This is a genomic window from Leptospiraceae bacterium (assembly GCA_025059995.1).
GTDB lineage: Bacteria > Spirochaetota > Leptospiria > Leptospirales > Leptonemataceae > SKYB61.
On the sequence record JANXCF010000005.1, the window covers coordinates 36,143 to 47,887 of the forward strand.

An 11,745-nucleotide genomic window follows, 5' to 3' on the forward strand; every position below is an offset into this window, starting at 1 on the left:
TGAGTTGAAGTTTTATTCGTAAAGTTTTTTTTGTTGTATGGATTTCTTTGTTCTTTTGGATGAATATTTTGATTGTATTTCTTTACCATTAAATCCAAAGCAAAAAGAACTGTTTTTCCGATTTTATCAACTTCTGAAACAAAAAAATCCAGAACTCAACTTAACACGTATTCATTCATTAGAAGAAATCATCCGAAAACACTTTGTTGATTCATGTATGATTCTTCCTATCCTCGATAAATATAGGCTTGTTTTAAAAACTCCTATTATGGATTTAGGAACGGGGGCGGGTTTTCCTTCTATTCCTCTTGCCATACTTTTGGAAAATCAAAACTTTCTTTTAGTGGAAAGTCGAAAAAATCGAGTGGAGTTTCTTTTAGAAGTAAAAAAGGAATTGGGGTTGAATCATATCGAAATCATTCATAAAACCTTAACTTATAAGGACCAAGTTCCTTGTGGAAGTGTGATAACTCGAGCTCTAGAAAGCATGAAGGAAACAGCCATAAGAACCGCAAATTCCTTACCAAAAGAGGGATTGTTGGTATTTCTCAAAGGTCCTAATGTCCAAGAAGAACTCAATGAAATGAATGAAAAGTATTTTGAATTGATCCTAAAACATGATTATGTTCTTCCCTCAAGAGGAGAGCAAAGAGATGAAAGAACCTTGATTGTTTTTCGAAAAAAAGTATCTAAAGAATATTTACTTAGTCCTGTAGTTCGTCATTACTTTCAGCTTGAGAAGTATTTACGTTTTCGAAAGATTGAATCGAAGCAAAATGAATTCTTCAAGTTTCTAAAAAAATTAGAAAACTCCAAAGAGATCAAAAAAGAAAAACGAACCTTAATTGCAGGAGAAAAAATTGTCAATGAATTCATAGAGAAGTTTCCTGAAAAGATACAAGACTTTCTTTTTACAAAAGAATTGAGTGAGGAAAAAGTCTTAAAATATTTTAAGCTAATCAAAAATTCAAATGTAGAATACGTATATCTTGAGAAGGAACTAGTTCGAGAGCTCGAAATAAGTGAATACTCTCCTCCTTATCTTTTGGTAGAAACAAAGGAAATCCAAGAAATAAAAGCTTTTGATTATTCATCAAGTTTTTTGATTTTGCCTCTACAAAATCCTTTGAATTTAGGAGCTTGTGTTCGAACTGCGATTGGTTTTGGGATTTCGAATATTGTGTTAACAAAAGAAAGTGCCAATCCGTTTTTATTGAAATCCATTCGAAGTTCAAGTGGAGCAGTTTTTCTTGCAAATTTTTTTTCTTTGAAAGACGATAAAGATAAGTTTATCAATTCTTACCGAAACAAAATTTTTCTCTTAGATATTGAAGGCGAGGATATTCGACAATTGAAAGTGATTCCTAAAAACTTCGGTTTGATCATTGGGGAAGAAGGACAAGGCATTCCTAAAGAATTTTATCAATATTCTTTACCAAAAATCACTATTCCCATCAGCAAAGAAATCGATTCTTTGAATGCAGCGGTATCTTGTGGAATTGCTTTGTTTTATTTAGAAAACCGAAAATAAACCTCAAGTAGGGACATATTCTATCTTAGGCCAAAAACGATAGCTTGCTTCTTTGATGGTTATATTTGAAAGGTTTTCAAATATATCCATTTTGGCTTGATTCCAAAGTTCATGTAAAGGGCAAGGATTATTGGAATTGCAAGGTTTCCATCCCATTGCACATTGACTGAGAAGTTCTTTATTTTCTAATTGTTTATAAACTTGCAATAAATCGATATGAAAACTTTCTTCAGGGATAGCAAATCCTCCCTCGGGTCCTGTTGTGGAAATTAAAATTCCTTCTTTTACGAGATCTTGGAGGATTTTTGTCAGATAAGAAGGCTTAATGCCTAATTGTTCTGCAATTTCCTTGGATTTAAAAAATTTTTTTTTGTCTCTAAACTTATAAAGGAATACCACTGCTTGAATGCCATAATTTGATCGCTTTGAAAAAAGCATATTCCCACCTTTTTAATATTTTTGTGGATTTTAACTTAAATTTTTTAGACTTTTTTATCTTAATTAAAATTTTTGTCAATCCAAAAATAGAATTTAGAAAAATTTCATTCATTTAAGGGATAACTTCAATCGTGAAGTTATGATTCGTGAAGACACAGATTTCAGCGGCGATCTTTAGGGATTCTTCTACAATTGCGCGGGCATCTAACTGGCTAAATTTTTTTAGGGCTCTTGCTGCGGCTAAGGCATAGTTTCCTCCGGAACCTATGGCTAAAATCCCATCATCAGATGCAACAACATCACCATTCCCAGAGATCAAATAAGATTCTTTGCTGTCGGCAACGATCATGAGGGCTTCTAACCTTCGAAGAACTTTATCCGTCCTCCAATCTTGAGCCAATTCCACAGCAGCTCTACTGAGATTCCCTCGATATTGTTCTACTTTTCTTTGAAACATTTGAAATAATGTAATGGCATCTGCTGTTGAACCAGCAAATCCTACGACAATATTTTGGTTTTCTAATTTTCGAATTTTTTTGGCGGTATGCTTGAGGATGGTATTCCCCATACTGATTTGACCATCTCCGCCAATTGCCGTCATTCCATCTTTTTGCACACACAAAATAGTAGTTCCGTGAATTTTATTGTTCTTCATGTTTTTTATTTTTTACTGATTAAACAAATGTGAAACATTTTCAAAATAAAACTGGAGAAATTTTACATTGATAAAGAAAATTCTTATAAAAACTAATAATACTTGCTGTATCACGGGATGTAGGACATTCCAACGCCAAAAAAAGAAGATTGCAGGTTTCTACACTACTTTTTTTGTAATATAACTCACTAAAAAAATCATTATAACCTTCTTTTATCATATACTCCAAACTATCTTTTGTTGAAGGGCATGTTTCTATGACTCTTAAAGAAGAAATTTGAAAGGTCTCAATCGTTTTTTTTCGGCTATATACTTCTATGCCTTTGATGGAGGAAACCTGATCATCACTCATGACACAAGAAAGTAAAAGCAACAAAACTACAAGAAAAATTTTCATGAATTTTTGTTAAAAACCAAAGAAACAATCACGGGTAAACCAGAAATCACAGAACCAATCACGTACAAAACTGAATACACGTATTGGGAAAAAATGAAATAACCAATCGATAGCATGAACATCAAAATGCTGATATTACCTAAAACCCAAAGGATCAAATCCTTGATCAAAGGCTTAATTTTGTTTGAACCCATATATGGTTTCCAAAACCCATAGGGTTGAACTTTTTCAACAAATTGAGCTAAAACCCTATAGTCCGTTGGTTTAGTTAGTAACGTTACTACCAAACTTATGATTACACTTCCGATGGCAACTAAAATTAGCTGGTATTCTGGCTTTAAGTCATCAAGATAAAGATAAACCAGTAAAGTCAAAACCAATGAGGAAATCATTCCACTGATTTCGCTCCATGCATTAATTCTCCACCAAATCCATCGAAGCATCTGTGGAAGACCAATCCCGGCAGAGATAGCAATCAAAAACTTCCAAGCTCCAGAGATGGTTTCCATTTGACTTGAAAAGACAATTCCTAAGATTGCCATCAAAACTATTCCCCATTTGCTTACCCATACGAGTTCTTTTTCGGAGGCGTTGGGTCGAAAAAAACGCTTATAGAAATCATTTGCAATATAGGAAGCTCCCCAGTTGAGGTGGGTTTCAGCTGTGCTCATGAAGGCAGCAATCAATCCTAAGAATAAAAAGCCACGTAAACCTTCAGGAAGTAACTCAAACATCATCACAGGATACACGAATTCTCGATCTTGACAAAGAAGTTGATCCCCTAAGCAATTTGTTTTTGGATACAAAACCAATCCCACTAAACCAATTACGACCCATGGCCAAGTTCGTATCACGAAATTAGCAAAAGAAAACCATAGAACACTGAGTTGCGCATCTTTTTCTGTTTTGGCAGTATTCATCCTTTGGACCAAATATCCTGTGCCATCGGAGTAATACTGGGTCCACCACTGAACACCAAAATAGATCAAAAACAAACTCAAAGCATCCCAAGAATTGGGAAAAAACGACAAAATCTGCTCACTTTCATCGGGATACAATGTTTTGATTTGAGAAATCAAACCTTCTGATCCGCCAACGTAAGAAAGAGCGAAAAACGCAAAATAAAGTGAACCACCCATCGCAACAACAAACTGAAGGGCATCATTGGAAATCCCACTTCGTATCCCACCAAAGCTCGCATACAAAACCACCACAAAAATCAAGACCAATGAGACAAAGGTCTGATGATAATTCCCCATTACCAAAAACTCAGGATAAATCCTCACAAACCAGTCCAAAGAAAAAGAAAGATCCACAATCGGGTAAAGGATTTTATAAAGGGAATGAAAAACCCAACCCAGAATTATACCATTAAGAAGAATAGAGAAATAAAAGGCTTTGATAAACCTCAAGATTGCTGCTTCTTTACCAGAATAGCGGAGTTCTGTGAATTCCACGTCTGTGATGATTTTACTTCGCCACCAGAATTTTGAATAAAAGATGGCAAAGCTCATATAGGTCAAAATCCAGCTCCACCAAAACCAATTTCCCGAAATACCTTGATTGGCAGTGATTCCCGAAACGGCCAAAGGAGTATCCGCAGAAAAAGTCGTAGCCACCATCGAAGTCCCAATCCAAAACCAGTGGTATTCACGATTGGCAACAAAGAAAGAAAACAAATTCTTACTTGCTTTTTTACGAAGAAAAAAACCAACGGATATTACCACAATAAAATAAACAACAATCATTGCATAGTCTAGAGCTGTGAGTTTTAACACAAAAGCGAATTTTTTCTCTTTCAACTATCAGGCATACTTTTTTTTAGTGTTTGCCACCATGCTTTGGGGTGGCTCATTCCCGGTCATCAAAATAGCATTGGCTTCAATGGATCCTTATCTTCTGATTTTTCTTCGTTTTTTTGTGGCGTTTTGGTTGAGTCTAGCGATTTTCCTTTGGAAATCTTCTTTAAAAAAAGTATTCAAAAAACAAACCCTTACTGTAGGGATTTTGTTGGGGATTGTGGGGTTTTTTAGTTATTTTACACAAACAAAGGGCTTGGAATTTACAACGCCACCTAGATCCGCTTTTATCACTCAATCTCTCATCTTGTTTGTGTATGTGTTTCAGAAAGCTTTTCTAAAAAAAGAAATCACGCTTTTGCAATGGGGAAGTTTGGTTTTGATTGTTTTTGGTAATCTATTGATGTTTTACCCATACTTGCGAGACTCTGTAGATTTTTCGTATTCCATAATTTTGGGGGATGGTTTGACTTTGCTTTGTGCTGTAGGATTTGCCAGTTACATTCTTCTGATTGATGGAATCAAAGAAAATTTTTTTTCCATTATGATTGTTCATTTTTTTGTTATCTTTGGATTCAGCTTTTTATTTTCAGACATGTTTGGAATTCTTGAGGAAGTTAAAAATTTTGATATCACGATAATTTTGTCCATTCTTTACTTATCTCTCTTTTCTACGTTGATTACAACGGGCATTATGTTTTATTATCAGCCGAAAGTTTCTCCTGTTCAAGCATCTATCATTTATTCGTTGGAGCCAGTTTTTGCTTTGATTTTTTCTTTGGTCTTTTTGAAAACCCAAATCACCATTTTTGAAGGTTTTGGAGCTTTGTTTCTTTTTGTTGGTTCTTTTGTCGGGGAGTTGAATCCTTCCCTTTTTCAAAAAATAATCAATGTCAATAAAAGAGAAATTTAAACTTCGATGTGAGATGATTTGAGTCATCAAAAACTAATTAAAGCAAATAAAACATTATCAAATCATAATTAAAAATTTCCATGCCAATAAAAAATCGAATTTACAGAAATAAAAATGGCATCGTTATGGAATAGAAAATGGAGGTTGTATGTATGTTGATTTAGTAAAAAAAGGAAACTATGCAATTTTGACCCTCAATCGAGAAGAAGCTTTGAATGCTTTAAATTCTAAAGTTTTATCAGAAATCCGAGAAGCCATTCGAGAATTGATTACTGACCCCAAAATGAGAGGTTTTATCATCACGGGAAAAGGTGATAAAGCCTTTTGTGCTGGAGCTGACATCAAAGAACTTCATAATCTATCTTATGATGATGCTGAAGAGTTTGCAAGAAAAGGCCATAAGACCATGAACATGATAGCTGGTTCGGACCTGATTTCGATTGCCGCCATTAATGGATATGCTTTGGGTGGTGGATTGGAATTGGCATTGGCGTGCGACATTCGAATTGCTTCTAAGAATGCGAAGATGGGGCTTCCGGAAACAGGCTTAGGTATAATCCCTGGTTTCGGAGGAACACAGCGACTACCCAGAGTCGTAGGAAAAGGCATAGCCTTAGAGATGATCTTTAGTGGTGAATCCATCACAGCTGATAGAGCTTATGAAATCGGATTAGTTAATTATGTGGTGGATATTTCAGAATTACTTCCCAAAGCCGAAGAACTAATGAAGAAAATGCTCAACCATAAGGGAGTTGAGGCACAAAAAATTGCAAAGTGGTTAGTTCACTCAGGAACCGAACTACCCTTGACAGCTTCCTTAGAAAGAGAAGTCACCCTTTTTGCAGAAATGTTTACAAAGAAAGAACCTCAAATCGGAATACAAGCATTTTTAAACAAACAAAAACCCAATTTTGAAGAAAACTAAGACTCAAGTTTAGGTTCTCATTCATGGAACAAAAAGAATTATATTCTGTTCTTGACAGTCTGACATTTCCTGTAGTGATTTTAGACAATTTGAATGTTCGATACTTAAATGAGAAAGCAAAAGAAATAATTAAAACAGAAGAAGAACAATTTGATTTTTCTTTGTTTATTGATGAGAGTCAAAAAAACTTTCTAATCTCTCAGCTAACACAGATAAAAAAAGGCGAATCAATTAGTTTTTCTTTGATCTTAAAGACTCAAGAACAAGATGTTCCAGTTTTAGTAACTGCTAGGTTGATTGAAAACATAGACCAAAAGTATCGTTATTTTTTGGTATTTCAAACAATCCAAAATCAAGATGTTGTAGATTCTATATTGAACAATATCATCCTCGAGACCTTTACTTTGCATGGAGAAGAACTTATCCAAACTCTTTTGAAAAAAATTGTCGAAGCGTTTGATTTCAATGGTAGTTTTCTTTTATTAAAGGAACAGATTCAGGAGTACATGAAATCACATATTGTCTTTCAATACGAAAAATCGAATCAAAAAATAGAAATCAATTTAACTAAAAATTTTATAAAAAAACTTGATCTTTCCGGCTTCATCTTAATTGAGAAAGATTTCAATCAAATTTATCCAAGCGAAAAAATAGGGGATTACGCCCTTCAGGCTCTCATAGGAATCAAAACTCAGTTAACTGAACAGGAAACTTTGTATTTGATTGCTTATTCAGAGAAAATTCAAAAAAATCTGCCGAAAATTCACTTTGCCTTGAATATTCTCAATTTAAAAATCATAAATGATTACATGAGACTATATTTCTATAAAAAATATGAAAACATTTATAAAATTTTTCTACAAACAAGCGATGCAGTTTTTATTTATAACGTCGAAAAAAATGTGATTATTGATTGTAATAATGCTTTTTTGAGACTGCTTAATACAAGTAAAGACAAAATCGTCAATCAATCCCCTTTCGCTTATGTAGATGAAGTACAAATCAATCGTTTCAGAAAAATCTTTGAATACTACTACAGAAAGAAAAGATTAAAAAATAATAGATTAAGAGTGGTATTCAAAAATTCAGAAGGAGCAGAAATTCCTCTTGAAGTTTCTATAACTATCATTCAGATGCCAGATGGGACAAATTTGATAGGAGTTGTTCGAGACCTCAGTTATGTGCTTAAAGCCATTGAGCATCAAAAAAATTATTCACAAGTATTGAATTTTTTAAAGCTTCATGTGGTTGAATTAGATCGAAACCTACAAGTTATTTCTTTTAATAACTATTCAAATTCCAGTGATATTAGACTAAAAGTAAATGATAATTTTTTAGAAATTGTTCAGCAAGACTATCAAGAATATGTGAGGATGATGATAAATAACTTGTTCATTGATAAAAAGTCTATTAGAATTCGATTCCCTATCATGTTAAAAGCAAAAAAAGAATGGTATGATGGAGATTTTTTTGTCGTTCGAAAGAATAAAAAAAAAATCATAAAGGGGATTTTAAAAAACATCACTTTAGAATATCTTACTGAAAAGCAGTTTATACTTATTTCTGAGTATGATCTATTAACATCTCTACCAAATAGAATTCGATTGGAAGAAGATTTATACAAAGCCATATTAAGAGCAGATAGAAATCGTTCTTTATTGGCAGTTGGTTTCTTAAATTTAGACAAGTTTTTTCATGTTAATGAACTTTTAGGTCATAGATTAGGAGATTTGCTGATAAGTCTATTTGCTGAAAGATTGAGGCTATTCCCAGAATTAAAAAATAACATCTATCGATGGGGTGGAGATCAATTTGTCTTTTTTATTGAAGACATTTATGATAAGCAAGCCCTTTACCCAATTATTGAAAGGTTGAAACAAATCGCCAAAGAACCTTTTTTTATTGAAGGTGAGAAATTTTTTTTAACTTTTTCTATTGGTATAGCAATTTATCCTTCTGATGGTTTGACGATAGATGTTCTCTTCGGGGAGGCTGATAAAGCTTTACATCATGCAAAACAAAGTGGTCGCTATCAAGTTGTGTTTGCTTCGAACCTTCCCAAAAGAAGTTTTCCTATTAGTAGATTTGAACTTCAAAGCTATATATTAGAATCAATCTCGGAAGAAAAGATATATTCTTATTTTCAACCCATTTATGATATATTTATCATGAGGATCATAGGAGTTGAAGTCCTAGCGAGATTAAGGCATTTTCAGAATGAAATTTACATTGGACCTGATATATTTATTCCAATTGCGGAAGACTTGGGATTGATTGAAGAACTTAGTTTGTATGTAATCAAAAAGTCGATGGAATTTTATAAAAAAATCAGAAAATTTACCCCTCTTTACATTTCGTTTAACATATCTCGCAGGCTTTTACAATCGGATTATTTTGTGATGAGCCTTTTTGATATCCAACGTTTCGTTGGTGTTGAAGCAAAGGATATTGTGATTGAAATTACGGAATCATTAGCAATGTTTGATAAAGAAAATAGTATCACCAAATTAGGGCAGTTGAAAAAAATCGGTTATCGCATAGCCATTGATGACTTTGGTACCGGATATTCTTCGTTGAGTGAACTTCGTGATTTTCCATTGGATATAATAAAAATAGACAAAACATTCATAAAAAAGATCCATTTGGAAGAACAAAAAAGAATTGTAGAAGCTATCGTTTCTATTGCTAATAGCTTAAATCTTGAAGTAGTTGCAGAAGGCTTGGAAGATCTTAATACTTTAGAATTGTTGAAGAATCTAGGTATTCGATATGCACAGGGATACTTTTTCTCACCACCTTTGCCAGAAAAAGAACTCGAGAAGACGTTAAAAAGAATAAACAACATTGATGTTTAATTTAGATTTAATAGTATAAATAAAAAATAATAAAAAAAACCAAATTTTAAATTTTATTATCACACTGTTCTATAATGATTATAATGATAAAGTATTGTCATTAAATTTAGAATTTTATTATTTATATCTATATGAAATACAAACACCTTAGTTTAAATGAAAGAAAAGAAATTGAACGCTTATATGGTGAAGGCTATACTATTACGAAAATTGCTAAAATTTTGAACAGAAACCCATCCACCATCTCTCGAGAACTCAAGAGAAATTCCCAACAGATGGAAAATCGAACTATTTATATTGCTGAGTCTGCGAATCAAATTTATCTAACAAAAAGAAAGAAAAAAAGAGAAAGGAGCGAAAATCAGAAAGAAAATGTAAATACTTCCTACTAATTTTTATATTACTTCATTAAAATTCTTTTCTATATTCCAAAATTATTCTTTAAAAATCCGATATAAAATAAAAATTTATTTCTATGAAGTTAAAAGTTTTAAAAAAGATTATTCAAGAAAGAAAAGAAAAAATCAAAGATGAGCAGAAACGTTTGAATGTGTTTATTACTTCGATAGAGAATCACTTTAAAGAAGAAAATCCGGTTTTGGTTTCCAAAACGGATCTTACGGGAAAAATCATTTATGCTAATCGTGCTTTCGAAGAAATCAGTGAGTATGAAAGAGGCGAGTTAATAGGAAAACCTCATAGTATCGTTCGACATCCTGATATGCCACGAAGTGCTTTTTATGATCTCTGGCAAACCCTGCAAATGGGTTTACCATGGAGAGGATATGTCAAGAATCGATCAAAAAATGGGAATTATTATTGGGTAGATGCAAATGTAGCTCCTATAAAGAAAAACGGGAAAAACATAGGATACATTTCCGTTAGAAGACGTGCTGATAATGAAGAGAAACAACGGCATGAAGATTTATATAGGGAAATCCGAGAAGGAAAAAAAGAATTTGAACCTACAATATTTAGGCAAACAAGCCCAATCAATAGAATTAAAAGTTATGTAATATTCTTTACTTTTTTCAATCTGATTTTCTTCTTGCTTCAATATTTTCTTAATTTTCCTTTCTTCATTTCCATCATTATTGTAATTGTTTTAAGTGTTTTAATTGTATCCTTGGCATTTCGATCTCTTGATCATATGAAAGCAAGAATCCAAGAGCTGATTGATAAAACTAACGAAATGGTAGAAAAAAATTTAAGTATAAATTTCAATACAAGAAGAAACGATGAACTTGGTTTCTTAGAAAAAGCATTGTTAAATTTATTAATCAATGCAGGGGGGATGATAGGAGAACTTCAAGATACCCTTTCTCGCCTTCAGGAAGTTTATAATGAACTCAAGCAATCCACTAATTCGTTGGCAAGTTTTTCAGATGAATATATTCAAAAAGTTCGATTCATGGCTAATCAAATCAAAGAGATCGATAAACTTTTGCAGAATATATCAGCATCAATGGAGGAGTTTAGTATTTCGACGAAAGAAGTTTCGAAAAAAAATTCCGAATCTTATGAAATCACAAAAAAAACAGCTGAATCCTTGCAAAAAGCCAATCACACCATTTTTAATTTAGTAGAACATATTAAAACAATTTTGAGTTTTACAGACTCAATTAATAGTATTGCTGAGCAAACAAATTTACTGGCATTGAATGCCGCTATTGAAGCAGCATCAGCAGGAGAGCACGGCAAAGGATTTACTGTTGTTGCAAACGAAATCAAGAACTTGGCCTATGAAACCAAAAATCATACTATTAAACTCAAAGAATTATCCCAAGTGATACGAAAAGAATTAGAAAGCACAATTCAATCCATGGCCACTCTTAAAGAAGATTTTTTGACTTTAGAAAACGTAAACTCTGTGATTGTCTCAGCAGTTGAAGAACAGACCATATCCATAAGAGAAAACGCTAAATATATCAATAATGTTTCGGATTCATTACAAAAAGTTTCTCAAAGTTTAGATTCCTTTTTAGAAGAATCTGCACAACTAACGAAAGCAGTACAGACGAACCATCAACAAGTTAGCGAAATCGAAAAAGAAATCCAACATATTCATAGCATTATAAAAGAATATCATATCTAGTTTTTAAAACTATACTTCATACTTGACTTTATAATTATACTTGGTTATAAGTCAGTTAAGTGGTATGAAAAAAGAAACTATCAATACGAAAATTTTCTTTTCCTTTATCAATTTTTTAATTTTACCAACCTTAATTG

Annotated in this window: 10 protein-coding genes; 6 read left to right on the plus strand and 4 right to left on the minus strand. The window is 32.7% G+C overall.

From position 1 onward, the window contains the following. The first annotated feature begins 37 nt into the window (after nucleotides 1-37). Nucleotides 38-1,531 (plus strand): 16S rRNA (guanine(527)-N(7))-methyltransferase RsmG, encoded by a 1,494-nt coding sequence (gene rsmG, locus NZ853_07945; GenBank protein ID MCS7205614.1) that lies wholly within the window; start codon nucleotides 38-40, stop codon nucleotides 1,529-1,531. Nucleotides 1,532-1,534: 3 nt separating this feature from the next. Here the strand turns inward: rsmG and NZ853_07950 are convergent, their stop codons facing one another. The 4 genes from NZ853_07950 to NZ853_07965 form a co-directional block, all read right to left on the minus strand. Beyond that, entirely contained in the window at nucleotides 1,535-1,969 is a 435-nt protein-coding gene (locus tag NZ853_07950) for an Rrf2 family transcriptional regulator (GenBank protein ID MCS7205615.1), read from the minus strand. A 112-nt stretch (nucleotides 1,970-2,081) separates the two neighbouring features. Beyond that, nucleotides 2,082-2,624 (minus strand): ATP-dependent protease subunit HslV, encoded by a 543-nt coding sequence (gene hslV / locus NZ853_07955; protein ID MCS7205616.1) that lies wholly within the window; start codon nucleotides 2,622-2,624, stop codon nucleotides 2,082-2,084. 40 nt (nucleotides 2,625-2,664) lie between these two features. Beyond that, the gene (locus NZ853_07960) at nucleotides 2,665-3,021 is read right to left on the minus strand and encodes a hypothetical protein (GenBank protein ID MCS7205617.1); all 357 of its coding nucleotides are present in this window, start codon (nucleotides 3,019-3,021) and stop codon (nucleotides 2,665-2,667) included. Continuing rightward, nucleotides 3,018-4,799, minus strand: a complete 1,782-nt coding sequence (locus NZ853_07965; protein ID MCS7205618.1) for a Na+:solute symporter — start codon at nucleotides 4,797-4,799, stop codon at nucleotides 3,018-3,020. The genes NZ853_07960 and NZ853_07965 overlap by 4 nt, the downstream gene beginning before the upstream one ends. Here NZ853_07965 and NZ853_07970 point away from each other — a divergent pair. The 5 genes from NZ853_07970 to NZ853_07990 all read left to right on the plus strand — a co-directional run bounded on the left by NZ853_07970 (nucleotide 4,786) and on the right by NZ853_07990 (nucleotide 11,608). Next, nucleotides 4,786-5,733 (plus strand): DMT family transporter, encoded by a 948-nt coding sequence (locus NZ853_07970; GenBank protein ID MCS7205619.1) that lies wholly within the window; start codon nucleotides 4,786-4,788, stop codon nucleotides 5,731-5,733. The genes NZ853_07965 and NZ853_07970 overlap by 14 nt on opposite strands. A 148-nt stretch (nucleotides 5,734-5,881) precedes the next feature. Continuing rightward, nucleotides 5,882-6,658 (plus strand): enoyl-CoA hydratase-related protein, encoded by a 777-nt coding sequence (locus NZ853_07975; GenBank protein MCS7205620.1) that lies wholly within the window; start codon nucleotides 5,882-5,884, stop codon nucleotides 6,656-6,658. A 23-nt stretch (nucleotides 6,659-6,681) separates the two neighbouring features. Next, nucleotides 6,682-9,513 (plus strand): EAL domain-containing protein, encoded by a 2,832-nt coding sequence (locus NZ853_07980; protein ID MCS7205621.1) that lies wholly within the window; start codon nucleotides 6,682-6,684, stop codon nucleotides 9,511-9,513. A gap of 131 nt (nucleotides 9,514-9,644) precedes the next feature. Continuing rightward, nucleotides 9,645-9,905 (plus strand): helix-turn-helix domain-containing protein, encoded by a 261-nt coding sequence (locus tag NZ853_07985; GenBank protein MCS7205622.1) that lies wholly within the window; start codon nucleotides 9,645-9,647, stop codon nucleotides 9,903-9,905. An 83-nt stretch (nucleotides 9,906-9,988) separates the two neighbouring features. Continuing rightward, complete coding sequence (locus NZ853_07990; protein ID MCS7205623.1) at nucleotides 9,989-11,608, plus strand: methyl-accepting chemotaxis protein; 1,620 nt, start codon at nucleotides 9,989-9,991, stop codon at nucleotides 11,606-11,608. Nucleotides 11,609-11,745 lie beyond the last annotated feature (137 nt).

What these genes read in the sequence shown, in the direction of transcription:
- hslV (MCS7205616.1), bottom strand. Translation starts at nt 2,624, where the DNA reads ATGAAGAACAATAAAATTCACGGAACTACTATTTTGTGTGTGCAAAAA.
- NZ853_07950 (MCS7205615.1), bottom strand. Translation starts at nt 1,969, where the DNA reads ATGCTTTTTTCAAAGCGATCAAATTATGGCATTCAAGCAGTGGTATTC.
- rsmG (MCS7205614.1), top strand. Translation starts at nt 38, where the DNA reads ATGGATTTCTTTGTTCTTTTGGATGAATATTTTGATTGTATTTCTTTA.
- NZ853_07960 (MCS7205617.1), bottom strand. Translation starts at nt 3,021, where the DNA reads ATGAAAATTTTTCTTGTAGTTTTGTTGCTTTTACTTTCTTGTGTCATG.
- NZ853_07980 (MCS7205621.1), top strand. Translation starts at nt 6,682, where the DNA reads ATGGAACAAAAAGAATTATATTCTGTTCTTGACAGTCTGACATTTCCT.
- NZ853_07975 (MCS7205620.1), top strand. Translation starts at nt 5,882, where the DNA reads ATGTATGTTGATTTAGTAAAAAAAGGAAACTATGCAATTTTGACCCTC.
- NZ853_07990 (MCS7205623.1), top strand. Translation starts at nt 9,989, where the DNA reads ATGAAGTTAAAAGTTTTAAAAAAGATTATTCAAGAAAGAAAAGAAAAA.
- NZ853_07985 (MCS7205622.1), top strand. Translation starts at nt 9,645, where the DNA reads ATGAAATACAAACACCTTAGTTTAAATGAAAGAAAAGAAATTGAACGC.